This is a genomic window from Microcoleus sp. CAWBG640 (assembly GCF_020883015.1).
GTDB classification, from domain to species: Bacteria; Cyanobacteriota; Cyanobacteriia; order Cyanobacteriales; family Microcoleaceae; genus Microcoleus; species Microcoleus anatoxicus.
The window spans coordinates 1-25,358 of record NZ_JAHRFC010000048.1 but is presented as its reverse complement, the minus strand read 5'-3'; the positions used below and the strand labels follow the sequence as shown (position 1 = coordinate 25,358).

General features: G+C 45.1%; 23 protein-coding genes and 1 pseudogene. 12 read left to right on the top strand and 12 right to left on the bottom strand.

Going from position 1 to position 25,358, the window contains the following annotated elements; translation table 11 throughout:
* Positions 1–13 precede the first annotated feature (13 nt).
* From AAFP11_RS20935 to AAFP11_RS20925, 3 genes are all read left to right on the top strand, one after another.
* Positions 14–922, top strand: a complete 909-nt coding sequence (locus AAFP11_RS20935) for a hypothetical protein (RefSeq protein WP_341738806.1) — start codon at positions 14–16, stop codon at positions 920–922.
* Positions 923–1,015: 93 nt separating this feature from the next.
* Positions 1,016–1,309: a DUF3288 family protein gene (locus tag AAFP11_RS20930; protein WP_341738805.1), complete on the top strand. Its 294-nt coding sequence runs from the start codon at positions 1,016–1,018 to the stop codon at positions 1,307–1,309.
* A gap of 360 nt (positions 1,310–1,669) precedes the next feature.
* On the top strand, positions 1,670–2,311 hold the full coding sequence (locus AAFP11_RS20925) for an LON peptidase substrate-binding domain-containing protein (RefSeq protein WP_341738804.1): 642 nt from the start codon (positions 1,670–1,672) through the stop codon (positions 2,309–2,311).
* A gap of 164 nt (positions 2,312–2,475) precedes the next feature.
* On the opposite strand, the gene AAFP11_RS20920 is transcribed toward AAFP11_RS20925, so the two are convergent.
* Together AAFP11_RS20920 and pheA are read right to left on the bottom strand one after the other, a co-directional pair.
* Positions 2,476–3,117, bottom strand: coding sequence for a pentapeptide repeat-containing protein (locus tag AAFP11_RS20920; protein WP_341738803.1), 642 nt, complete (start codon positions 3,115–3,117; stop codon positions 2,476–2,478).
* A 53-nt stretch (positions 3,118–3,170) separates the two neighbouring features.
* Positions 3,171–4,091, bottom strand: coding sequence for a prephenate dehydratase (gene pheA / locus AAFP11_RS20915; RefSeq protein WP_341738802.1), 921 nt, complete (start codon positions 4,089–4,091; stop codon positions 3,171–3,173).
* Between the two features lie 219 nt (positions 4,092–4,310).
* On the opposite strand from pheA, the gene AAFP11_RS20910 reads away from it, so the two are divergent.
* Positions 4,311–4,889, top strand: coding sequence for a DUF1997 domain-containing protein (locus tag AAFP11_RS20910; protein ID WP_341738801.1), 579 nt, complete (start codon positions 4,311–4,313; stop codon positions 4,887–4,889).
* A 62-nt stretch (positions 4,890–4,951) separates the two neighbouring features.
* On the opposite strand, the gene AAFP11_RS20905 is transcribed toward AAFP11_RS20910, so the two are convergent.
* The 5 genes from AAFP11_RS20905 to AAFP11_RS20885 all read right to left on the bottom strand — a co-directional run bounded on the left by AAFP11_RS20905 (position 4,952) and on the right by AAFP11_RS20885 (position 8,162).
* Positions 4,952–5,389, bottom strand: coding sequence for an FHA domain-containing protein (locus AAFP11_RS20905; RefSeq protein ID WP_341738800.1), 438 nt, complete (start codon positions 5,387–5,389; stop codon positions 4,952–4,954).
* Between the two features lie 230 nt (positions 5,390–5,619).
* On the bottom strand, positions 5,620–6,105 hold the full coding sequence (locus AAFP11_RS20900) for an FHA domain-containing protein (RefSeq protein ID WP_341738799.1): 486 nt from the start codon (positions 6,103–6,105) through the stop codon (positions 5,620–5,622).
* Between the two features lie 82 nt (positions 6,106–6,187).
* Positions 6,188–6,979, bottom strand: a complete 792-nt coding sequence (locus AAFP11_RS20895) for an FHA domain-containing protein (protein WP_341738798.1) — start codon at positions 6,977–6,979, stop codon at positions 6,188–6,190.
* 296 nt (positions 6,980–7,275) lie between these two features.
* The gene (pgl, locus tag AAFP11_RS20890) at positions 7,276–8,004 is read right to left on the bottom strand and encodes a 6-phosphogluconolactonase (RefSeq protein ID WP_341738797.1); all 729 of its coding nucleotides are present in this window, start codon (positions 8,002–8,004) and stop codon (positions 7,276–7,278) included.
* A 20-nt stretch (positions 8,005–8,024) separates the two neighbouring features.
* Entirely contained in the window at positions 8,025–8,162 is a 138-nt protein-coding gene (locus AAFP11_RS20885; RefSeq protein WP_341738796.1) for a hypothetical protein, read from the bottom strand.
* 196 nt (positions 8,163–8,358) lie between these two features.
* Between AAFP11_RS20885 and AAFP11_RS20880 the strand changes: the two genes are divergently transcribed.
* The gene (locus tag AAFP11_RS20880; RefSeq protein WP_341738795.1) at positions 8,359–9,714 is read left to right on the top strand and encodes a hypothetical protein; all 1,356 of its coding nucleotides are present in this window, start codon (positions 8,359–8,361) and stop codon (positions 9,712–9,714) included.
* 575 nt (positions 9,715–10,289) lie between these two features.
* Here the strand turns inward: AAFP11_RS20880 and AAFP11_RS20875 are convergent.
* The 4 genes and pseudogenes from AAFP11_RS20875 to AAFP11_RS20860 form a co-directional block, all read right to left on the bottom strand.
* A pseudogene (locus tag AAFP11_RS20875) lies at positions 10,290–11,655 on the bottom strand (IS5 family transposase); the annotation flags it as partial.
* 121 nt (positions 11,656–11,776) lie between these two features.
* Positions 11,777–12,943 carry an LptF/LptG family permease gene (locus AAFP11_RS20870; RefSeq protein ID WP_341738794.1) on the bottom strand — a complete coding sequence of 389 codons (1,167 nt, stop codon included), beginning with the start codon at positions 12,941–12,943 and terminating at the stop codon, positions 11,777–11,779.
* Positions 12,944–13,024: 81 nt separating this feature from the next.
* Positions 13,025–13,753, bottom strand: coding sequence for an LPS export ABC transporter ATP-binding protein (gene lptB, locus AAFP11_RS20865; RefSeq protein ID WP_341738793.1), 729 nt, complete (start codon positions 13,751–13,753; stop codon positions 13,025–13,027).
* Positions 13,754–13,935: 182 nt separating this feature from the next.
* Complete coding sequence (locus tag AAFP11_RS20860; RefSeq protein ID WP_341738792.1) at positions 13,936–14,406, bottom strand: LptA/OstA family protein; 471 nt, start codon at positions 14,404–14,406, stop codon at positions 13,936–13,938.
* A 674-nt stretch (positions 14,407–15,080) separates the two neighbouring features.
* On the opposite strand from AAFP11_RS20860, the gene msrB reads away from it, so the two are divergent.
* The 6 genes from msrB (at position 15,081) to AAFP11_RS20830 (ending at position 22,257) form a co-directional block, all read left to right on the top strand.
* A complete protein-coding gene (gene msrB, locus AAFP11_RS20855; protein ID WP_341738791.1) occupies positions 15,081–15,479 on the top strand; it encodes a peptide-methionine (R)-S-oxide reductase MsrB in 399 nt (132 codons plus the stop codon).
* Between the two features lie 135 nt (positions 15,480–15,614).
* Positions 15,615–16,343: a UMP kinase gene (gene pyrH, locus AAFP11_RS20850; RefSeq protein WP_340520084.1), complete on the top strand. Its 729-nt coding sequence runs from the start codon at positions 15,615–15,617 to the stop codon at positions 16,341–16,343.
* A complete protein-coding gene (gene frr, locus AAFP11_RS20845; protein ID WP_340520040.1) occupies positions 16,330–16,878 on the top strand; it encodes a ribosome recycling factor in 549 nt (182 codons plus the stop codon). The genes pyrH and frr overlap by 14 nt, the downstream gene beginning before the upstream one ends.
* Positions 16,879–16,964: 86 nt before the next feature.
* Complete coding sequence (locus AAFP11_RS20840) at positions 16,965–18,059, top strand: geranylgeranyl reductase family protein (protein WP_341738819.1); 1,095 nt, start codon at positions 16,965–16,967, stop codon at positions 18,057–18,059.
* A gap of 382 nt (positions 18,060–18,441) precedes the next feature.
* Positions 18,442–18,909: an NADAR family protein gene (locus tag AAFP11_RS20835; RefSeq protein WP_341738790.1), complete on the top strand. Its 468-nt coding sequence runs from the start codon at positions 18,442–18,444 to the stop codon at positions 18,907–18,909.
* A gap of 279 nt (positions 18,910–19,188) precedes the next feature.
* Positions 19,189–22,257 carry a GAF domain-containing protein gene (locus AAFP11_RS20830; protein WP_341738789.1) on the top strand — a complete coding sequence of 1,023 codons (3,069 nt, stop codon included), beginning with the start codon at positions 19,189–19,191 and terminating at the stop codon, positions 22,255–22,257.
* Between the two features lie 79 nt (positions 22,258–22,336).
* On the opposite strand, the gene AAFP11_RS20825 is transcribed toward AAFP11_RS20830, so the two are convergent.
* Positions 22,337–23,113, bottom strand: coding sequence for a pentapeptide repeat-containing protein (locus AAFP11_RS20825; RefSeq protein WP_341738788.1), 777 nt, complete (start codon positions 23,111–23,113; stop codon positions 22,337–22,339).
* Between the two features lie 1,088 nt (positions 23,114–24,201).
* On the opposite strand from AAFP11_RS20825, the gene AAFP11_RS20820 reads away from it, so the two are divergent.
* Complete coding sequence (locus AAFP11_RS20820; protein WP_341731233.1) at positions 24,202–24,639, top strand: helix-turn-helix domain-containing protein; 438 nt, start codon at positions 24,202–24,204, stop codon at positions 24,637–24,639.
* The last annotated feature ends 719 nt before the right edge of the window (positions 24,640–25,358 follow it).

The window sequence follows — 25,358 nt, the reverse complement described above, 5'->3', positions numbered from 1 at the left end:
AGCCAGGAGAAACATGGAAACAAACCAGAATCCACTCGAAGTGCTAACTGCTAAATTCCAAGAAACTGTTGCCGAAACCCAAAACTTAGCTAACCAAATCACTACTAAAGTTGAGGAAACTGCAACTGTAGTAACCGCGTGGGTACAATCAGCACCAAGTTCCATTGTGAGTGCTGGCGCGATCGCCACTCAAGAAGCTTTTAAAATAGCACACAACATCCGTTTTGAGAACCTGCCCACAAATCTGCAATTCAAATTTGCTAGGGCTGGTGTGCGTGACGGAATGCGAAATGTTCAAGAAGCAGCAAAAGTATTTGAATCCATACCCGCCCAAATTCGCGCCCAAGGCCCAGAAGCAATTCGCAACTTCTGTCAAGATAAAGATTGGAGTCATATCAAAGCACACGTCAATGGAGGCGGTAGCGAAGCTGCTAACGGGGTGTTTGAACATTTTTGGGTAAATCGGGCTCGCGGTGGTGCAGACATGACTGCGGCCGAATTAGCCGTTGCTAAGCAGGTTTTAGCGGATGCTGCGTTTAAGGCAGCAGTTGCCGAAATCGTTGGGGTTGCAATCAAAGGGGCGATCGCAGCAGCAGTAATTGAGTTAGTATTTTCCATCTTAGAAAACTCCCTATTGTGCGTTGAAGGCAAAATTACCCAATCAGAATTAGTGACACAAGTCGCCACCGCTACAGCTAAAGCTGGCATTGCAGGTGGTATAATTACCGCCATTCTCTTAACACTCTGCATGATATTTCCCCCTATAGCGGCGCTTTTAGGTGCTGCTGCGATACCTTTGTCGGTGGCAGGGATTGGTTTTATGGGAATTCGCGCCTGGGAAATCTTTTGTCAGGGCGATCGCATATTTGGTATTACTGAACAAACACAAAAATTTCTGCGGATGGAAGAACGTGAATTGTAGGGGCGGGTTTTACCAACCATAATAGCCTAAAACTAATAATCTCCTAAACCCGCCCGCTCCTATGTAATGTTTATTTGTACCCACTTACTTAGTATGGATTCCATAGAAAAGACTCAAGATCAACAGCATCCGCAATATCGACGCGATCGCGCTACAGTCGATACTTTATTAGCCTCAGAAGCAACCGACTACAATTTATCAGAATTAGCCAGACTAAAAATTCGTTACCGTGGCTTTCCCGGCGCTAGAGATATCCAAAAAGACTTAGAAAAAGTCCTAGAAAAATGGCATCTTACACCAGAAACTCTTTACGAACAAACTCGTAAAATTCACGCTAAAGGTGAAGTTTACAGGAAGCAAAAAAGCGACCAAGAAGATTGGGCTTAATCTCAAATTTACTTGAGACTTTTAACCAACTGCATTAAAACACACAAAAAACCCGGCACCACCAGATCGCACCATGGCATAACCTTTCGCTACGTCAAGTGCGATCGATATATTCAGCAAGCCCTAAATAAGTTTTGCAAGACTTACACATCAGCCCAAAGAAACCCGGTTTTTTACCTAATTTGTCGGTAACAAACCAGAATTTTCCTCAAAAACCCGGTTTCTGACCCCCGCCCTCAGCTTCCAGCCCCGATCGCCCTCCGCGCATTTTCCGGCGATCGCCCCTCACCCCACCCGGAATTACCTCAAATCAGTTAAAGTAAGAAAAAGAACCGCAAGTAACCTCACATTCGAGCGACAATGGCATCCTCTTCCTCTGTAGCAGTTCGCGAACTCCCCCTATTTCCGTTGCCGGAAGTGGTTCTATTTCCCGGTAGGCCGCTCCCGCTGCAAATCTTCGAGTTTCGCTATCGAATCATGATGAATACGATTCTGGAGAGCGATCGCCGTTTCGGTGTACTCATGTGGGACCCTGAGCAAAATAAAGTCTCTGCTGTCGGCTGTTGCGCCGAAGTAATTCACTGTCAGAGACTCCCGGACGATCGCCTGAAAATAATGACTTTGGGCCAGCAACGGTTCCGAGTGCTCGACGCAGTTCGAGAAAAACCCTATTTAGTCGGTCTAGTAGAATGGATTGAAGACGAACCGCCGCAAAAAGACCTTAGATCTTTAAGCCGAGATGTCGAACAACTGCTTCGTGATGTAGTTCGCCTCTCTAGCAAATTGATGGATCAGCCGATCGACCTACCAGAAGACATTCCCAGCTTGCCCACAGAGTTGTCCTATTGGGTAGCTAGCTACCTTTACGGCGCAGCCACGGAACAGCAAACTCTTTTAGAATTGCAAGATACTGCTGCTAGATTGGAACGCGAAACAGAAATTTTAACTTCTACTCGCAATCACTTAGCTGCTAGGACTGTACTGAAAGATACACTCAAGTAGTCCCATTATTGTAGGTGCTAGGGCCTAGCTAATCGAAAATTAGTATCTGAAAGGATTTCTTCATTCTTCCTGAAGCCACCCTCGCCCTTCGACCCTTCGACTACCCTGGCCCAACCGCTGAGTGTCAGGGTCGAAACACCTTCTTCCATCTTCCTTGGGCCCTATTAAACTTGTCGCACACAAAACTGTATAGCACCGCTGAAAATTGCCCCCTTTAAGTTGGCTCCTTCCAAATTTGCACCGCACAAAAAAGCCCCACTAAGATTAGCGCCCTCCAAGTCAGCTTCTCTCAAATCGGCACGATGAAGATTCGCTTCATATAACAGAGATCCTCTCAAGTTAGCCTTTTGCAAATTTGCTCCCCTTAACTTCACCTCAGTTAAATTCGCTGAACTCAAATCAGCTAGCTCTAAGCAAGAATCTATTAAGTTTGCTTCCATGAGATTTGCACCTTGCAAGGATGCACCAGTCAAGTTGACACCGATCATTTTAGTGTCGCTCAAGTTGGCTTTTTTCAGGTTGGCTTCAACCAAATCAGCCCCTGTTAATCTCGCAAATGTTAGATCTGCTCCTCTGAGGTTTGCCCAATTTAATTGAGTCATCAGTAGGCAAGCGTTCTTGAGGTTGGCTCCTATTAAGTTGGCCCAACTTAAGTCTGCTAAAGATAAATTAATCTCTTTCAAATTAGCACACGCCAAATTAATATGACTTAGGAAAGCTTCGGCCAAAGCAGCCTCTTTTAAGTTTATTTCATGAAAATTTCTTTCCCCGGCCGCATATCGCTTCAGAAGTTCATCGGCATTCATTTTGCTAGCCTCTTAACTTTAATACTTGAAAAAAGTGTACTACTTACAGTATACTACATTACACTGTAACACCCAAATATTTTTAAAGTTTCAGTGTAGGTCTTTAGCTCTTCCAATGCCGATCGCACCACTGCGTGGCAGGCATTAGCTTCAACATCCATAAAGAAAATATATTCTCCGAGCGATCGCTTAGTCGGTCGAGATTCAATCCGACTCAGATTAATCCCGCGACTGGCAAATACTTGTAAAGGCTTTACCAGCGCTCCCGGCATATTGGCAGGCACGCTAAAAGCTAGGGACGTATGGGTGCAATTAGACGGTGAACCATCCAGGATCAACTTAGCAGCGGATTTGGTGATGGATTTAGTTGATGGGGGACGCACGCCTATTTCTACATGGTCCAGTTCTTCAACTCCTTTACCGAGTATCCAAAATCGAGTGTAATTGTCGGGATAATCATTAATCGGATGAGCTAACACTGGCAAATTATAAAGTTGAGCGGCTCTGGGCGCAGAAATCACCGCCACACTTGTATCCTCCAGGTAATCCAAGTATTCCGTGGTTGAATTCGCCGGAATTAACTGAGCCGATGGGATAAACTTCCCCAGCCACAACTGACACTGAGCTAGGGCTTGCGGGTGAGAGTAAACTTTTTGAATCTGATTAAAGCTTTCAGCTTTTGAAATTAGGGCGTGGGAAATTGGCAAAACTAAGGCGTGTTGAATGCGAAGTCGATCGAGTCGCCACAGCGTGTCTAAGGTGACAGTAACACTTCCTTCGATCGAATTTTCCACGGGCACAACTGATAAATCAACCAGCCCTGTGGCCGATGCCTCTAGAGCCTGGGATATGGTTGCATAAGGATACAGGGTGCATTCCCAGTTAGTTTCTTGGCTCAACCACTGAACATAAGCCAGAGCGGCTGTTTCTGCATTGGTTCCGACTGGGCCCAGATGTGCGATCGAAATTTTCATAGTAGGGAATTTTACCTAATTGTGGCTACATAGCAGACAGGGACAAATCTGTGTTTCTCCCAGATAGCAGCAAGTAAAATCCGAAAATTAGCGCAGTATCTGGGAAACTTTTCTCCGTTATTTCTCGGATGACATTACTCGTTGCGTGACTTATGTCACTGGAAAAGGGTTATAGTTTATTAACATATGGTTACGACTCCTCTAATTTGATATCGTCTCATGTATATCCGGTTTAATGCTTGCCAATCAGTTGAGATCGCCGTACCAGAGGAACGGGTTCCCATTCAACATTATCTGCGTCAGCCCAAGCGACTTGTAAATGCTCTAGTCGATCGCAGTCGCACTGAGCAGCTAAGTGATGAATGTTTTCGGCTCAAAATGCGGCCGTTACAATTTATGATGCTGAGCATTCAACCCACGGTAGACATGAGGGTGTGGGCGCTCTCCGACGGCACAATCAATTTGGAGTCTGTCGCCTGTGAGATTCTAGGTGTCGATTATATCAACGATCGCTTTGCTCTCAATCTCAAAGGACAGTTGTCACCGCATCAAAGTGGCGGGGGGACATATCTGAAGGGAAAAGCGGATTTGGAAGTACGAGTAGAGCTGCCACCACCTTTGTGGCTTACTCCCAAACCAATTCTAGAAGCAACGGGTAACGGTTTGCTCAAGAGCGTACTGCTTAGTGTCAAACAACGATTGATGTACCAGTTACTTTTGGATTATCGCCGATGGGCTGGTAACGCAACGGAAGTCCTGTTAACCGATAGCCCGACAATCTTATCTTTAGAAGGATAAACCTTATTCTTCTGGAACAGGCAAAACAGCCTGTTCCACACCAGCCTGTTTTTTGCAGATGTCTAATCAAGATCGATTTGAGTCAAGGCACCATCTTCATCGTCCTCAATGATTCCGTGACGGAAAGGAGAATCTGTTTGCTTCTGTGGAGAAGTTTGGTCTTTTTGGTCAGGGCGCGATGGCTGTGGTGGCAGATTCGTCGCACCTACCCGAATGCGGATAGAAGGTCCAGAATTGCCCAAACGAATCGTCATCCCGTCCACCACCAAGGCTTGAGTGATGGATTGGTCATTGATGTAAGTGCCATTAGCGCCAAAATTAATAATTTCCCAGCCAAAGGGATGGTTCCACAACTCGACGTGGTGGCGAGAAACAACCGCACTGTAAATAATTACATCATTGTCGTTCGATCGACCGATCCGAACCACTGATTCGGAGTCAAAAGACCAACTTTGAACTGGGACTGATTGGATAGGATGAAGTAGGGTTAAGGTAATCACTGATCTTACAGAAATTTAGGCATAAATCCAAAGCCTTGTACTTGACCTGGGCTAGTACAGAGCGACGCGGAGCATAAACAGGAAACCTCAGCGCCAGCCAGTTTAGTGGTACATTGACGCGATCTATTAGACATCTCCCATCTCCAGAAAAGCCAGCTTTAAACAGGCTGTTTGGCCTGTTCCACCATAATTTCTGGAAATATCGACCATCATACACTGACTTCATATTATTATTCAGCAGTATAATCGCGATTATTCTCCGCCTCCGTTAAATCATCCTCCTCCCTAGAAATACCAATTTCTGTTTCTTCGGGAATCGGAATCGTGACGACTTGCGCCACTTCTAAAGGAGCATAAATTGCCTTAGCATCCCTCGGACTGACGCTAATTTTTTCGACCTGGACTGAGGGCTGATTGGGGACAAAGTTGATTTGAATTTTCGGCCCCGATCGAGCCAAGTGAACGATCAGACCGTCCACAATGGGAATGCTCGCGATCGGTTGACCATCGAGGTAAGTGCCATTGGTGCCTAAATTAATCAATTCCCAGTTTTTCCCCGATCGCCGCAATTCTATGTGGCGACGAGAAACCACCGCACTGAAAAGAACTACGTGGCTTTCTGTCGATCGCCCTATGCAGACGACCTCTTCGTCTTCAAAGGTCCAACTGCGGACTGGTATAGACTGGAGTGGATGTAGCAAGGTCAGCTTAATCACATTGGCAGCAGTGAGTTTTGGTAGAGCGATTCTTGATGCGATTTTAGATTTTAGACTTTCTTTCGCCCAATCCAAACTCGATCTAAGAAACTTGAAATAGAAACGTAACCAGGTCTCCTTTACCCAAAGAGATGCGATCTCCCGGTCGCAACCGGTGTCGATTTCCCTTGGGCAGGGGAGTATTGTTGACATAAGTACCGTTGGAACTACCCACATCCTCTAGGTAGCAAGCATCTCCCTCAACCCGGAGGTTAGCGTGTACCCTGGAGACGATCTCAGAATTAGCAAATCCGGCAACATCAATATCCGGGGGTACCAAGTCATTGGGCTTGCCTATATGAATCACAGAAAGATTGTGAGGCAATTCCATCAGCGTATTGGTCTGGACGTGTATCAGCCTTGCTGACTGCTGTTGCAGTTGAGTTTTCGCTACACCAGGTGTCGGTTGGCCAGCAACCGGAGGAGTAGTATTAACGGAGATTGCCACAGGTTCAGTGGTAACAGCAACCGAGGGTAATGGTGGCGCGTCGGGAACAGCAGGCGGAATGCTAAGGGGAGTTTTTTCCAAGTTAGGTCCTGGATTTGCCGTCACGACAGTTTCCGGTACTATCAGGGGTTCCGGCGACACTAAATCTGGCATCAATGGCGATACCACTGTCGGGCCCACAGAGGATGGCACTACAGTTGCCTCTCTTTCTGGAACAGAGGAACCTGGACGTAAATTAAAGCCACACTGACCACAAAAAGCTGCATCTGTCTGAACCGCAGCACCGCAGTTCGAGCAACTGGCGGTAACGGGTAAAGGCGTGTAGCAAGCCTCACACTGGTTAGCTCCGTCGGGGTTTTGGTGATTGCAATTGGGACAGACAATCATCGATTTCTCCTTGCTATCGGCCAGATTTTCAAATCAGCCTCATAAAAATAGTTTAGTGTACGGTCAAATTTTAACTTTAACCGCCACCATTCTCCTATTGCTTTGCCAATGCTAGCAACTGGCCTTGGGCGGTTCTGGGAGGGATGACGGGCTTTTTGAAGTTAATCAAGTAATCCACGGCTTGATGGCTGTGGCTTTCTGTTACCCTCAATAGCACCAGCGTCGATCGATGATTATAATCTTAATGAAGTTTTATAATACTATATTTGCACACTCCCACACCTATCACCCCACACCTAACCGAGGGATTGTAACTCTTCCCCCGCTGCCGCATCTAGCAACCACAAGAGTTCGCCACTCGGTTGAATCAGTCTGGATGGATAAGTCAAGTCATCGGCTACGGGGGCAAAAATTTGAGCGAGGGCTGGTTTTTTGCTGCCTCCTGCCACAATGAAGATGACACAACGAGCATGGTTAATTAAGGGAACTGTAAACGTGATGCGGGGTTGACCGTCCTTGTTACCCACCGTCACTAGGGCATCGCGCACTTGTAAAGCCGCTGTGTGCGGAAATAAAGAGGCTGTGTGGGCGTCGTCTCCGATACCTAATAAAATTATGTCGATCGCCGGAAACTCCCCCTCGGATACCTGGAAGAACTGTTGCAATTCAGTTTGGTAGGCCAAGGCATCCGCGGCCGGGTCCCCACTACCTGTCGGCATCGGGTGAATGTTACTGGGGGGGATGTTTACTTTGTCCAGCCATGCCAGACGTGCCATTTTTTGATTGCTATCCTGGTGGTCTGAAGGTACGTAGCGTTCATCCCCCCAGAAAACGTGAATTTTATCCCACGGCAAGTCTTGAGCGCTCAGCAATTTGTAAAGTGGTTCTGGTGTGCTTCCGCCTGCTGCGGCGATCGTACATATTCCTCGTTCTGCTATGGCTGCTTGGATTTGGGAGCACACAACCGAGAGCGATCGAGCTATTAATTCTTCCCGATTGGCTAATACTTCTACTACTTTTGTCATCTTTTTAATTTCAAATTGTCTTAGATCGTCGTCGGTAATTGCCAACGCCGGCTGTAACTTTTTTCCTTGTCAGTCGATCGCCAAACCCCCTCCAGCAGGATTGACACCGTGCTAACTCGAATTTTATCATCCTCATGAGCGTTGATTTTAATGGGCAATCAATTATTTTCTCAACCTGCTTTAGATAAATTCATATTTTGTAGATATTTGAAGCTATTTTTCCTCAAAAGTGCGCCCGTGCGAAGCTATTCCCTACGGGAATCCTCGCAGTCTTTGACAGCCAACAGCATAAACAGGATATAATATAATTACCAAAACTTGTTTTAAGTCTGTGCTAAATACCAAAGCAAAACTATGTCAAGTTTTAAACGATTCCCTACATCTGTCCGCTATCTCATAGCGCGGTTACGCCACTGGATGCAGCCTATGGTTTGGGCACCGCTAGCAGTTCTCTGTGCCGGGAGTTTGTTTATCTGGGAGGTATCGGTAAATCCAGAACGCTTGAGCATAGATGGCGAAGATGTAGCAACTTCCAATAATCCCACTCCCATCGCGGGGCTATCTGCTGAAGATAGTGCAATTGCTGCTGAAATCGATAGCGTACCCCTGCTAGTCAATCAATTCAATCGCTCTAATCCAGAACTCGGTTTTTTTAATTCACCCATAGTCAAAACCCAAGGTTTATTCGATGAAATTAGCGCTAGGCGAGCCGAAAAATTTCCGCCATCTCTAGTTTCCAAACAGCCAGCAATCAACACATCTTTATCCCTCCCCAATATCGCAAATTCTGTGGCTTCCGCCACCCAAAATAACCAGACAAACTCAAGCTTGGCCACTGCAAACGCCACATCAGCTTTGAGTCCTTCTCTCGACGGCGGGCAGACTGTCGCGACTTCCAACCTTGGCCTGGGAGACTCCTTGGAGACAGCAACTTTATCCCAGGCTAACGGTAGTGCTAGTTCAGGCAAAAAAAACCCAAATTCTCTTCCTTTAAGTCCCTTACAAGCAGCTATGAAAAAATACATCGCTGCCGACACTTTAGTAGTGGCGAATTCTACTGAAAAAACTGCCAAGGAAAGTAAATTGCCCGATCGACTAAACGGCACTTTGTCTCCTACAAATCCCGACAATTTGCTCCCAACCACCACTACAGCTCAAGCAAAACCAAATCCTGTGAATTTTCCCACTCCACTTACGCAGGTTCCGGCTTCCACAAATATTATTAACGACTCTCAGCCAGTTTCCAACCCATCCACCACATTACCTGAATCCTGGGGCCGATTAAATTCCACAGTACCAGTTATGCCCGAAATTACCATACAGCCTGTAAATGTGGTGGCACCCAAAAATCCCTACCAAACTAATTTATCCGGTTCCGATTTCATACCTAAAACTCAACCTTCTGTAATTCCCGTCGCCACACCTTCCCCCATACAGCTACTTCCCAATGTCGAAAAATCTGCTGTTCCTAATGCGATGGTCGAAAGCAAAATCCTTAACCCTCAATTCTATCCCAATTCAGCCAATTCTCAATTTAAATCAGCTCAGCCTAGTCAGTCCAACTCGCCAACCCAGTCTAATTTTGGAGTTGTTCCTCAAAACACAAATCAGGGCCTGCCACCAATTCCACCACAGCCTTCTCCTCCACAGCGACAGATTCCAGGACGCTATCTTGGTGGAGGCGAAATCAATACTTTTTCTAACCCATAGATTTTTTATTTTATTGAATATAAAAAAATCGCCCTTTTTTTTAGGGTTAAACGCTTGACTCTTGCCCTTTAATAAGGTACAATCTAATAATGGGAATAGCGACAAAAATAATTATTTTTGTCGCTATTCCCATTATCTAATAATATCATGCCAAATCAACGAAAGTCAATAGGTAATCCTTCTTTTTTATGGCCGAGGACTTAGGGAAGATGGGGAGAGCGGGAAGTCATATAAAATCATCTCTTCATCGTCCTGTATTAAACTCTCTCTTGTCTTCCTTCGCGTACTTCGCGCCTTCGCGGTTAAATCATTCCGATACAACCGGAATTGATATCAGATTTTAATTCAAAAAAAATTCAAATCTCACATCTCAAATGCCTCGATGTCCTTACCTAGGGCTTGCTGAATAATCGATCGCAAATCAAGAATAAGAGCGATCGATATATTCAAGCTGGGTTAAATATAAGTTTTTTCTGTATCGATTCCACCCAAATATAATTGTAGATTATCTTCCACCCAAAAACAGGTGTTCTTTTTCCAAATAGACATAAAAACACACACAAAACCCGGCGCTACCAGGTAGCAAGGTTCATTACCAAAAAACTAATTGCAATAACTGTACCAGATGTATTATCAAGTTTAGCCATCACTCGATTTAGCCCGAATCTTCGTTTCCCTTGTCCAAATTTGCCCTCGATCGCATTTCTAATTCTTTCATCTTCTTTAGCTTGCTTCTTTTTTGCTTTACTCACATTTGCTGGGGGTCTTCCTAGGGGCGGTCCACTGATTCTAATTCCTTTTTCTTTGCACCATGCTCGGTTTTCTCTTGTACGGTAAATGCGATCTGCATGAACGGACTCTGGATAATATCCTGTGAACTTATAATATGCTTCTACTTGGGCTTTCAAGTAAAGAGATTCATTAAAGTTATCCCAGCTCATCCGGTCTAAAAATACATATCCTTCAAAACAACTGGCTGATAGTTTAGCTCCAAACTCTACGTTTTTACCTGCTTTACCTCTGACTATAGGACGAATATGGGGTTGACTTAAACTTACTATTCTATCCTCAATACTCTGTTTATTATTGTCAAATAACCATTGCTGTTGGCGAGCGACTTCTGTGAGGACTAGCAAAGTTTTATATTGCTTTTTATTCAGACCTTCTAGGCTCGCACCTGAATCGATTAACTGTTCAATATGAGCTAGGTTTCTTTTGATGTATTGAAGTTGTTTTTTAATTGCCTGGATTCTTTTGTTACGGGTTGGTCGTCTTTGTTTTGCTACTGCTAAGTAGTTTTTTCTTGCTAAATTACGGTAGGTTCTTGGTTTTTTGTGGATTTTTTCTTTGATTTGTTTATACAGGATGTCTAGGATTTTTTCGGTATGAACTCTGGCTCTGTTTAATAGTCCTAGGTCGGTCGGATAACTAATGTCGGCTGGGGCGCAGGTTGCATCTATGATTAGTTTGCCGCGATTGGGTGACTCATTTTTGGCGTCCGAATCCTTTTTTTTTTCGGGTGGGATTGGGGTAATTTCTCGCATTTTTTCGACCATGCGTTCGTTCACTTTATTAATTAGGTTGGGACTAATTCTTTGGCGAAAGTGCACTAATAAAGATGGGTCAAATGGTAGTTCGTTGCTGTAGCTTGATTGACCGATGAAGTATTGTAGATAGGGGTTTTCCCGGATCTGTTCTACTGTTTCCCGATCGCTAATTCCTAATTTTTCTTTAATAATTAATGCCCCCAATGCCATCCGAAAGGATTTGGCGGGTGCCCCATGAGTCTGTGGGGAAGTTGGCCGCATATTCTGATTCAAATTCAGACCACGGGATTATTTGGGCCATTTTTACCCAACGGTTGTCCGCAGACAATTTAGAGCCGTTGACTAGTTCAAAGTCTAAGGCTGGGAGGAGAGCAAGCTCAGCTTTCTTGTACACGCTCGCAAGTGGTGATGCACGGGTTTTGATCTATTTTACCTGTTTATTTTGCATCTAACTCTCGATCGCACCAGTTCTTAACCCATCCCACGTCAAGTGCGATCGATATATTCAGCAAGCCCTACCTAGAGGCGGCTCGTACTAACAAGAGTCCGCCGATGCCAAAGCCAAAGGCGATCGGCAGCCAAGCTGATAGGATGGGACTCAAGACAGCTTTCACACCCATAGAACTGGTGATAAAAGAAAATACATAGTAAGTGAAAATCACCACTACGCTAATACCAAAACTCGTGCCTTTACCAGAGCGACGCGGTTGAGTGCCCAAAGCGGCTCCGACAATCGCAAATACCATAGACACAAAGGGAAAAGCATATTTCTCTTGAATTCTCACCCTAAGTTTGCGAATTTGTGGTTCGTCACCACTGTTTTTAATTAACTCCAATCGCTCTAAAGCTTGGGCAATATTCATTTCCTTAAAATCCCGCGCTCTAGCTGCTAAATCTAAGGGTGTGCGGGGTAGTTTCAATTGTTGGTGTTCAAATCTAACGATATTGCGGTAAGAACCATCAGGAGCTACTATATAAGCGGTGCCGTTGAAAAAATCCCAGGTGTTTTCGGAGGGATTCCAGGTTGCTGATTCAGAAGAAACTATTTGATTGAGGCCGGGGGTGGAGCGATCGATAATTGTTAAACCTTTCATGCGTTTCCCGTCAAATTCTTCTGCATAAAAAAAGCGGGCTAGGGTTTCATTGGCGCTTTTGTCAGTTGTCCGAAATTCTGTGTAAATAATATTGCCTTTTTGAAATTGCGGTGTTTCTCGCTTCAGGGCTTTGTCTAAAGTCAATGTAGCCCGGTAGTTGGCCGCCGGTACTACTAATTCTTGTAAGGGGAAGGTGAGGGCTGTGACAACTAACCCTAAAATTACTGCTGGGATTACCAGTCGGTAGACGCTAACTCCACAACTGCGTAGGGCTACGAGTTCGCTATCGCTCGACATTCGGCTGTAAGCCATTAAGGTAGCTAACAGCATTGACATCGGAAAAGCTAATACTACGAAATAGGGAATTTGTAGCATGAAAATTTCCAGGGCTGCGCCGTAGGGGAGGCCTGATTCTGCTACTCTGCGTACTAATTCAAATAATGCACCGACGGTGATGGCGACGGATGTAAAGAGTCCGACACCAAACAGAAATGGACCCATTAGTTCTTTGACAATGTACCAGTCCATTACCGAAATTCTCGGCAGCCAGTTGAGGGGATTGAAAGATTTGGACATTGCTATTTTCATAGTTGCACGCGATCGCAGATTCTTCTTTTATTCAAAATCAAAATTATTAAATTTTGCCCGCTCTTCCATTCCTTCAGGAGATTATCGCACGAAGTTGTCGCCTAAGTAATATTGCCGCACTAAAGGGTTGCCATAGAGTTCTTCTTCTGCGCCGGATGCTAAAATTTGGCCGTCTCGCATGATGTAGGCTCGATCGGTAATTTCTAGGGTTTCTCGCACGTTGTGATCCGTGATCAAAATCCCGATTTGCCGATCGCGCAATTTAGCAATAATACTTTGAATTTCGTTGACGGCGATCGGATCTACTCCGGCAAAGGGTTCGTCTAAAAATAGGAATATCGGTCCGTCTCGCCCCGCAGCCAAAGCTCTCGCCAGCTCAGTCCGCCGTCTTTCGCCGCCGGAAATTTGAATTCCTAAACTGGATGCAATTTTTTCTAAGCGAAATTCTTGCAACAGGAAATCTATGCGATCGCGCCATTCCCATCGTGGCACTTGAGTTTGTTCTAGGACTAACAAAATGTTATCCCGCACGGTCATGTTGCGAAAGATGCTGGCTTCTTGGGCGAGATATCCTATTCCCAAATGTGCTCGTTTGTGCATTGGCAATTGAGTGATGTCTAAATCGTTGAGCCAAACCCGGCCTTGATTGGGTTTTTCTAATCCCGTAGCGATGTAAAAGGTGGTAGTTTTGCCAGCACCGTTGGGACCGAGCAATCCGACAATTTCTCCTTGTGCTACAGAAAGATTGACGCGACTGACTATATTGCGTTTGCCGTAGGATTTGTGAATATTTTCGAGTACAATTTTCATTCTCGTCGAGCAATCTCTACCAGTTAAATTCCCGTAGGCGGGCAAAGGCGATCGAATTTCAAGTTAATCTGAGATTTTGGATGATTCTGCTGAACAGGCCCGATGGCCTGGCCTGTTCGAGAAACAGTCAATTTAATGGTGGGTAGGAGAACTCCCACGCAAAATTTTGCTGCCAGCAGTTTTTAGCGCGGGGCAGTGGTGGGACGTGGGGAGCCGACTGCATTTTGAGCGGCTGCATCTTGCTCTGGGGCAACCAGATAGACGGATTCTACCTGCCCTGGTTTGTCTGGTAGGGCAATAAACCGCCCTTCGTCGATTAGATATGTCACGGTTTCGCCCCGCAGGCTGTTTCCCTGCTGCAAGACGTAAACGTCTCCGCTGAGAATGATCCGGCGCTCGCGGCTGAAGTATTGGGCTTGAGCTGCGGTGGCCTGCATTTGGCGGGCTGGGTAGTTGATTTGGACGTTGCCACGGGCTGTCACGATGCCGGTTTTGGAGTCTGCTTCTTGGATGTCCGATCGCACGCTGAGGGTGCGGGGCGGCGTTGCTTGGGGATAGGTGGGAGAAGCCATCGCGCCTGCCAGAGTGAGGGGCAACAGCAGCGATAATCCTTTGAATATTCGGGAATTAAGTAATTTAGCGGAGGACATCATAGATTGTCTGCCTCAAAATTTGTAAAATTGCTCAACGGCATAACTTTTAGCTTTGACAGTTAAGTGTTTTATCTTAACGACCGGGAAGACTCCGGTTATGTCGATCGGTTCACGACCTACTATCAACCAATTATCCTAGCAACAGAAATGCCAATTTTACTGCCTATGTTGCTGAGTCTGCTGTCCCGGCTAATTTTCTCTAGGAAGATTTAGGGACAGTTTACCGGGCTTTGGCCTACGGTGGCTATCGGCTCTGTGTCGATCGCCCCGATCTTACTTCAATCCATCCCAAGTGTTTCCTTGAGGTCAGTCTTATCCGCTTGATTCTTATATAGCAGAATCTGGTGATTATTTGCCGATCGCACAATCGCCATCTACTCGACTTCTTCAACAAGTAGCTGTTCTCAATTAATACCCAAATCAAAAAATCAAAACAGCAGAGCTATTCAGCTACTACTTTTTCCCGCTATGTTCATTTCGAGCAAATTAGGTTAATATTAATGGAGACATGAGTTGACTCACTATACTATAAGGAAGACGGCAGACGGCAGAGGTAAAATTCACTAATATCGATGATTTTAGCAATTTTGAATGTCCCGATCGCCGAATTTATTCCTCCTATATATACAGTCAACCATTAACAGTCAAAAGCTAACAATTAACAACCTCCAATCATGACTAATAAAGTTCAAAAAACTGAAGCCGAGTGGAAAGAGCAGCTCACAGCCGAACAATTCAAAGTTACTAGAAAAAAGGGAACTGAAAGAGCATTTAGTGGTGAATATCACGACAACAAAAAGTCAGGAACTTATAATTGTATTTGCTGTGGCACCCCACTATTTGAATCAGAAACAAAGTACGATTCCGGTACTGGTTGGCCGAGTTTCTACGCTCCAGTTAGCGAAGAAAATGTTAAGTGTGAATCCGATAATACTTTGTTTATGCGCCGCACAGAGGTGTTGTGTGCTGTCTGTGATGCTCATCTGGGTCATGTATTCAATGACGGCCCCAGACCAACAGGTCAGCGCTACTGCATGAATTCTGCTTCTCTTAATTTCGTACCCAAGGATTGAATCAAGAGTTGACCCCTCAACATTGCAAGCTCTTCTGGAATGGGCCCAAAATCCTGTTCCAGTTAATTTATGTTCAAAATGCTCCCATACTGCTATCTTATGGTGGAAGCAAACAGAATAAAAAATAGTGGCGGCATGGGGATGGTTTATCAGCGGGTTTTGCTGAAGCTCAGCGGTGAAGCGCTGATGGGCGATTTGGGCTACGGGATCGATCCGGTAGTTGTTAGTTCGATCGCTCAGGAAGTAGCCAAAGTCGTTTCTGAAGGTATTCAGCTAGCGATCGTTGTCGGTGGCGGCAACATTTTTCGCGGCGTGAAGGCAGCTTCGGCGGGTATGGATCGGGCAACGGCAGACTATGTGGGTATGATTGCTACAGTCATGAATGCCATCACATTGCAGGATGCCCTAGAACAAGCAGGAGTTCCAACCAGGGTGCAAACGGCGATCGCCATGCAAGAAGTAGCTGAAACCTACATTCGACGGCGCGCGATTCGTCACTTGGAAAAAAAACGGGTAGTGATTTTTGGTGCCGGTTCTGGTAATCCTTTTTTTACTACTGATACCACAGCCGCTTTGCGGGCGGCTGAAATTGATGCAGAGGTGATTTTTAAAGCTACTAAGGTAGATGGGGTGTACGATTCTGACCCCCACATCAACCCCAATGCTCGCAGATACCAAACCCTCACCTACGGACACGTCTTGAACCAAGACTTGCGGGTGATGGATAGTACGGCGATCGCTCTTTGTAAAGAGAATAATATTCCTATTATGGTATTTGACCTGACGGTATCGGGCAACATCTACCGAGCAGTAATGGGAGAATCTATTGGAACCCTTGTGGGAGGTTTTTGTGAAGTTAGCTGACGTGGAAGATCATATGCAAAAGGCAGTTGAGGCTACTCAACGGTCTTTTAATACTATTAGGACGGGACGGGCAAACGCATCTCTCCTCGATCGGATTATGGTAGATTACTACGGTGCTCCAACTCCGATCAAATCTCTTGCCAATATCGGTACGCCGGATGCTTCTACCATCAGCATCCAACCTTTCGATCGCCAAGCACTCAATTTAATTGAAAAAGCGATTTCGCTGTCTGATGTGGGACTCGTACCCAACAATGACGGTTCCATAATTCGTTTGAACATTCCGCCGCTGACCAGCGAGAGACGCCAAGAATTTGTCAAAATGGCAGGAAAATTTGCTGAAGAAGGCAAAGTTGCTATTCGGAATGTCCGCCGCGATGCCGTAGACTCAGTTCGCAAGCAAGAAAAAAGCAGCGAGATTTCTAAAGATGAATCCCGCGACTTGCAAGATAAAGTTCAAAAGCTGACCGATAAGTACATTGCCAAAATCGAAGAAGTTCTGGCTGCGAAAGAGAAAGATATCGTGAAAGTATAACAACAGTCAAAAGTCATTGGTCAGTTAACTAACAATTAGCAACTGACTGATGACTTTTGACTAATGACTAATTGCTAATGACTAAAATCTTTGATTGTATTATTGTCGGTTCTGGACCAGGAGGTAGCACAGCAGCTTATCACTTGTCCAAGCTGGGTCGTTCTGTTTTGGTACTAGAAAAGATGTCTTTACCCCGCCATAAACCCTGTGGCGGAGGTGTTTCTCCGGCGATCGCCCAATGGCTAGATTTTGACCTGACACCAGCTATTTCTGTGAAAGCTACTAAAATTAGCTACACCTGGAAAATGGCAGACGCGGTGGAAGTGGATCTAGAGTCGCCCATGTGGATGGTGCAGCGGGATGTATTTGATGAATTTTTACTCAAACAAGCTCAAAAGATTGGTGCGGAAGTTAGAGATGCTACTGAAGTCATAGGAATTGAGTTTACCAACTCTGTTTGGTTAGTTAAAACTACCACTGAACCTGTTTATGCTCGCTATTTAATTGGTGCTGACGGTGCTGGTGGTCCCATGGCTAAGTGGTTGGGTTTGAAAGAACCAAAACTCTATGTGAGTGCAAGTTTGGAAACTTCTGCAATCACAGGTGATGTTCTCAATTTTGATTTTGGCACGATTAAAAAAGGTTTTATCTGGAGTTTACCCAAGGCTGATGGCTACTCTTTGAGTATTGCTGCTATGCGGGGCGATCGACCAAAAAATATCAAAAATATGTTGGCTGATTACGCAACTCACTGCGGTGCGGATGTGATTGTCAGCGATATCCACGAATATCCGATGAGTCTGTGGGATGGCGATCGCCAATTACACTCCCAAAATGCACTGTTGGTAGGAGAAGCAGCCAGTCTCACCGATCCCCTGTCCGGCGAGGGGATTAGACCTGCTATTTTGAGCGGATTTAAGGCCGCTGAGGCGATCGATCGAGCTCTTGGAGGTGTGGGCGACGCTCTGGAAAAGTATACTCAAATTATTAGCGAAGAATGGGGAAGCGATATGCTTTGGGCTAGTCGTTTGGCTGCGGCATTCTATCAGTTTACTGGTGCTGCTTACAGAGCTGGGGTTAAATCCCCTAGAGCTAGTCAGGTAATGAGCAAAATTTTGTGCGGCGAAGTGTGTTATGCCGATATCGCTCACCGCGCTATTAAAAAGCTGATGCCATTTTAATTAGAAGGAAGAAGGCCCTTCGACTCCGCTGGCTGAACCGCTTCAGGAAGAAGGCCCTTCGACTCCGCTGGCTGAACCGCTTCAGGAAGAAGGCCCTTCGACTCCGCTGGCTGAACCGCTTCAGGAAGAAGGCCCTTCGACTCCGCTGGCTGAACCGCTTCAGGAAGAAGAACCCCCCCCTACCCCCCCCAAGGGGGGAGGGAAGAAGGGGGAGAGAAGAGGGAAGAGGGAAGAGGGAAGAGGGAAGAGGGAAGAAGGGGGAGGGAAGAGGGAAGAGGGAAGAGGGAAGAGGGAAGAGGGAAGAGGGAAGAGGGAAATATTCTGAAGTTCTCACTCTTGATTTTTCATGCTGAATTGTCTAAAATCTAAAATCTAAAATCGAATGACAATTTATTTTTATAAAGTAGATGAGCCTTACGGCTGCTTTTCTAACTTTTCACTCCATGACATTTGGATCGATGGTCAAAAATGGTTGACTGTGGAACACTACTATCAAGCTCAAAAATTTGTCACCAGTTCTGATGAAAGGTTGGTGGCTGCGATTCGAGCCGTACCTACTCCTCAAGAAGCTGCTAACTTGGGTCGCGATCCCAACCATCGCCTTCGTGCTGATTGGGAAGCGGTAAAAATTTCAGTTATGTGCGAAGCGGTTAAAACTAAGTTTCTCACCCATACAGATATTCAACAGATTCTCCTCCACACGGGCGATCGCCTGATTGTCGAAAATTCACCAACAGATTACTATTGGGGTTGCGGTTGCGACCAAACTGGGCAAAATCATTTGGGTAAAATTTTGATGAGGGTGCGGCGCGATATCTCTGAAAGCCTTGCTAACTGCGAAAAACTCTAATTTTTAAGTGAATTGTCGATACATGAATTTATCTATTAAAATAATAATAGTATATTATAAAAATTGTTAATTAATGTAACAAAATTTTAAGATTGCGAGAAATTGATCGGATCGTTAAAATAATAATCAGGAGTCCAAGGGATCGTTTAGTTAGAGCTGCGATCGCTCCAAAAATCTACAAAATATTAAGTCTGAATCCGACTTTTGATATCGGGACATCCCCGTCTACAGTAAAAAATTCTGATAAATATTACATTACATTGCCGAAAAAGGAGATTTATGAAATTGACAGAAGAACCCGAAAAAATCAATCATCAACTAGACCGAGAAGTCTTGGTACGTCGCATAACTGAACGTATCCGCCAATCTTTAGAATTAGAAGATATTTTAAGTTGTACTGTAGAAGAAGTGCGGTCTTTTCTGAAAACAGACCGGATTATGATTTATCGGTTTAGTCCAGATGGTAGCGGAGAAGTTGTTGCCGAATCAATCGATCCCAACCATCTCCCTTCTTTAAAAGGATTAAACTTTCCAGCCGACGACATTCCCCCCCAAGCCCGCCAGATGTATGTCCGTCAACGCCAGCGGACAATAGTAGATGTCAAGTCAGCCACGATCGCCTTAAGTCCCCTGGATGCGCCCCAAACAGGTGAACCTTTAGCTAGTGAGGAGATATATTACAGATCGCTCGATCCTTGTCACGGAGCTTATCTGATGGCAATGGGAGTCCTATCTTCCCTAGTCGTGCCCATTTTGCACCGCCGCACCGGGCCAGCAAACAACAAAACAGACATCTGCGATTCGCCGGAGTGCTTGACGAGATACGATCCAGACAAAAGTAGCCAAACTCACATCGAATTGTGGGGACTTTTGGTATCTCACCACTCCGCTTCCCGCAATATTTACCAAACTGATTTGGAAGTAGTTCAGTTAGTCGTAGATCAATTGTCGATCGCGATCGCTCATGCCATCGTGATCGAGCAAACTCGCTCTCAAACAGCCCTGGAAGCCACAGTCAGCCGCATCGCCACTCTATTGTACGGTCAAGCCAACATTCAATTGCAGCAGGCTTTAGAAGCTACTGTCACCGCCATGGAGGGCTGTGGTGGCAGACTCTACATCAGCGCCCCGAAAATCCTCCCAGAAAAGTTATCAACTCCCAAAATCTATGGGGAATTTCGAGTTCCCACCAATCATCAAGTTTCGACAGTTGCTTCTACTACTGATTCGGCCGATTCGGCCTTTGAAGTGTTCGCCGTAGGAGAACAACCCATACTTCCAGAGTGGGAAAATGCCACAAGTGCGATCGAAACCCATCCTCTGTGGCCAAAATGGCTAACCACAGGATTGAACAATCATCAACAGACTCCCAAGGTTTCCCCATTGGCAATTGCCAATATTTCAAATATGGTGGGTACTGACTCCCAATTCCCAATTTGGATAATTACAGACTTATATAAAGAACCTCTCTTTAGAGTTTTATCTCCGGCTTTCCAAACTACTCAAATTCGAGGTTTGCTGGTAATTCCCCTCCACTACCAACAGCAATTAATCGGGTGTTTGACAATTTTTCGTAAGGAAATTGATACCGAAAAATTGTGGGCTGGACGCTTTGATACCAGCGCTAAACAAGAGCTTCCCAGACAATCCTTTGAACTGTGGCGAGAAATAAAAAAAGGTCAGTCACCTCAGTGGAAATTGCCCGAAATTGAACAATGTTTAGCGATTGCGAACCAATTTAGTTCAGCAGTTAAGCATTATATTTTGCATCAAGAAGTGCAGCAGATGAATGCCAACCTAGAGCGTCAAGTTCAAGAACGTACCGCTCAATTGCAAAAATCCTTGGACTTTGCCAAAGTATTGACGCGAGTCAGAGACCAAATCCGCAGCACCTTGGACTTAAAAACTATACTGCAAACTATTGTCCGAGAAGTAAGAGTTTTGTTAGATACCGATCGCACAGTAATTTACCAATTTACCGACGGCGAACAGGGGGAGGTAGTTGTTGAAGATGTTCGCGGTGAGTGGCAGTCAATTTTGGGTTTGAAATCTCCAGAAGAATGCTTTCCCGAAGGTTCATCCTGTTTTTACAGGAAAGGAAAGGTGCGGGTGATTAATGACATTGATAATTCGGATTTAACTCCCTGTCACCGCGATTTTTTGGCAAGTTTGCAGGTGAGGGCAAATTTAATAGTGCCGATCGGTCAAGATAGCCAATTTTGGGGATTGCTAATTGTCCATGAGTGTTCCGCGCCCAGAGTTTGGCAAACAGCAGAACAGGAATTGCTGCAACATTTGGCAGATCAAGCTGCGATCGCCCTTCACCAAGCAGAACTTTATCAAGAAAGTCTGAATGCAGCCTCCGCCGATCAAGCAAAAGCCGAACAGCTAGCTCATGCTCTGGCCCAACTCCAAAATACCCAAGCTCAATTAATTCAAACTGAGAAAATGTCCAGCCTCGGACAACTGGTGGCTGGCGTCGCCCACGAAATCAATAACCCCGTTAACTTTATCTACGGTAATCTCTCCCACGCCAACGAATACAGCAAAGATTTGCTCTGCTTGGTGGAACTTTATCGCCAGCACACTCCCAATCCTAACCCAGAAATTACAGAGTGCGAAGAAGCGATCGAGGTAGATTTTCTTACCGAAGATTTGCCGAAAATTTTGGACTCTATGAAAGTGGGAGTCGAACGCATCCGTCAATTAGTTGTATCTTTACGGAATTTTTCTAGACTCGATCGCGCCGAGAAAGATTGCGTTGACATTCACGAGGGCATCGAGAGTACGCTGTTGATTTTGCAGCACCGCATCAAAGCCACCTCCGATCGAGCAGCCATAGAAGTCATTAAAGAGTACGATACTTTGCCACGAGTGGATTGCTATGTTAGCTCCTTGAATCAAGTGTTTATGAATCTCCTCGGCAATGCGGTTGACGCAATAGAAAGCCGAAAGATAGAACGAATTAGGAGTTTACCTGGATTAGAACCCAGTGCAGGAGCTATCAACTTAAGCTCCCAAAAATCCTCGGTGGATTCGGAAAATTTCAATGTAACCAATCAAACTTTAATTCCCGATGTTCCCAATCCTTGCATTCGGATTCGCACTCAATTAATAGATGAAAAAACCATAGGAATTTGCATTGCCGACAACGGTCACGGCATCCCGAAAGAGTTAATTTCTCACATCTTTAATCCGTTTTTTACTACTAAACCAGTTGGTCGCGGCACAGGTTTAGGACTTTCTATCAGTTACCAAATTGTAGTTGAGAAGCATCAAGGGGTACTTAAGTGCGTTTCTATTCCTGGTAAAGGTACAGAATTCTGGATTGAGATTCCTATCCATTAGTTAAAGGTTAACAGTTAACTGTTAACTGTTAACTTTTAACTCGAAGTCACGATTCCGATACTAACGGATTTGATATCAATTAAAACAGCACTTGTAGTAGGAAAGAACTGACGGAACCCAGTAGACTCATAAAGTCGCCACCGCCGGCTGTGCGGGGTTCTGTTGGCTTTTGGCGGGCTACAATTGCTTCGGCTAACTGCTTGGACAATTCCTGACCTTGGGAATTCCCTTGCGTGGCAAAAAGTTTGTTAGCTATTGCAGCGTCTTGAGTGGCACCGGCGAAGTCTCCTAAATCGGCACGAGACATACTGCGAGCAAAATAAACGGAGGCTAAGTCGGGTTTGAGATTGAGGGCTTGGTTGTAATAATCTACGGCGTTTCTGTAGTTTCCAGCTTGGGCCTCGATTACTCCGAGTTTGTAGAAGTCTTCCGCAGTACCAATATTAGTTGGCATTCCTCGAACTCCTAGCAGTTGGGTGCTGGTTAAATTAGTGTTGAGCAAATTGGCGTTGCTGAGGTAGGCGCTTCTCAAGTCGGCACCGTTGAGGTTGGCTCCGCTGAGGTTGGCGCCAGTTAGGTTAACGCCAAACAGACTGGTGCCGCTGAGGTTGGCTCCGCTGAGGTCGGCCCCAGCCAGGTTGGCTCTGCTGAGGTTGGCTCCTCTGAGGTCTGCACCTTGGAGATTGGCTCCTGCTAAGTTGGCTAAGACTAAGCCTGCACCGTTGAGGTCGCAGTTGGGGCACTGTCGGGTGGCTAGTAGTTGTTGGGTGTGTTGTATGTTTTCGGCCGATGCAGGGGCTAGAGGGGCTAGAGCGCTTAGCACTGTTGCAGCAATGACTATTCTGCTGAGTTTCATTGTTAACCGTCCAAAATCCGAAATATTAAATCTAAAATAACTTGTATTGAGGCAAGTGGAAATCTATAGTTACTAGGGTCTTTCCTAAAATAATAATTATTAGAGCTTATTTACAGCTTTTCAAAAATCTATATTCTGATTAAGCTGGCTGCACTATAATCCCACAAAAATCATCACATAAAATTTACTTATTCAGGGATATTTTTTTATATTTAATTATAATAAACTCTATTTTTTAGTCACGATTATTGCAGACTATAACAGTTACACTCTCTCTAAAAAAACCTTAACTCCGATTACTTTGCAGCCTTCGTGATGATGAAAATAGTGTGTTTATGGAGCGAAAAATCCACCGATTAGTGGGATTTTTTTCTAGGTTGTTGATTTTACTGATTTTGAATGTGACAACGATCACCAATAACTCTGGGTAATATCACATAAAGACAGCTTTTTCGATCACAAGATGTTGCGGGAAATAGTACATAGTAGTATTGTACCTCTAACAAATTGACAACCCGACCTTCTACGTGTTTTACTCAAGTAACGATCGACCAAGTAGTTTCATCGATATTTGCCGATCGCAGTTTGTCGGTATCACTTTGACTAGGCGCTACCTTAGTCAAATCATGAGACTGCTGAAATCTAAGCATTTCTCGAAGAGAGAAGAACAGAATGCACTTGTCAGAGTCTTGTCAATTCTCTACAATAGTGCGATCGCCATTGCAGGTTAATCAAGAAGCGCGATCGACAGCATCTGTACTGATAAATCTTATTTATCTGCTGGTTGCTAATGACACACGGCCACAGATAAATTAGTAAAAAGAAATTAATAGTAAGAAAAAACAGGGATTGTGTATAGTACAAAAAACTTAATGAGGGTGCTTTAATAAACAAAAAGAATCGCTATTTTTTTAGAAAAAAATCAAACGTTAGTCAGATTGATGGGATTTTTACCCATCAAAAGTTCAAGTAAATCGGTTGTATATTGCTAAGCTGCAAGTCCAAGGTTATCAGTAGCCTCGGAACAGATTCTGTTCCCTTGTCAAGCAAAGCTATTACAGATCGCGAATCCCCATGAGGTAATTAGTATGGCTGGAGTATGTAGACTTAGCATCACAGAGACAATTGAACAATTGAAAAGCTTATTAACCGAACAAAAAACGGCAAGTGGATTTCAAAAAATCCAAGCATTGTACTTGTTTAAAATTTGTCAAGTTAAAACAGTGAAAGAATTGGCACTCACCATCGGCGTCAACCGAATTACCGTGCAGCGGTGGCTCAGAAAATACCGTTCTGATGGACTCGAAGGACTCCTAGAAACAAAGCACAGCGGAGGCCGCAAGCCAGCAATTCCTCCTTTGGCCCGCGCTAGCTTAGCAGTGCGCCTCAGCGATCCCCATAAAGGCTTCAAAAGTTATGGAGAAATTCAAGATTGGTTGCAGCAGGAATATAACATTCAGGCTTCTTATAAAGCCGTTTACGCGACGGTAAGATACCAATTAAAAACGAAACTGACCAAAGTCTAAATTCTGCACTAATAGACATCTCCCAAAAAGGCTGTCAAGCAGGGCTGTTTCATTCTCTTGTAGGGGCAGCCCCCCGTGCATTGGTGTCAACTTAAGGCCAAACCCTGTCACAGACTACTGTTTGACGATTAAGGCCAGATCCCCCCTAACCCCCCTTAAGAAGGGGGGGACAGGAGTCCGATCAAAGTCCCCCTTCCCCCCTTGGGGGGGGCTAGGGGGGGGTGGGGATTTAGGGGGATCTAGACTCAGGTAAAAACCAGATTTCTCAAGGCTTTCAGGCTTAAGTTGACACCTATGCCCCCCGTGGCTGCCCCCATCTCACCAAACACATACAAAATCGTGGAAGAAGAGGGTAGGCACGGGGGCACTACCCCTACAAAATGATGATTTGTCAGCAGAATGAAACAGCCCTGGGCTGTCAAGGGCTGGCTGTTTCATTGTCAAGAAAACGATGATTGTGTAGGGGTAGTGCCTTTCTTTGCCTACCCCCTCCCTTGAATATCAATCTAAAAAGTCAAAATAGGGCTGATATTTGGTAGCAAGTTGTACGCGCAATTCATTAATTGCGCGTACAACTTGCTGCTTTTGCTGTTTTTTAGCTAGACAGACGGGAATCCCCACACTATACCGCCTCGGTTAGTGTGGGATGAAAGGCGTGTGAGGTGAGGATTCCATCTGTTCACAATCTCAAAGCATAGCTTTGAGGAGTGGGCGGATGG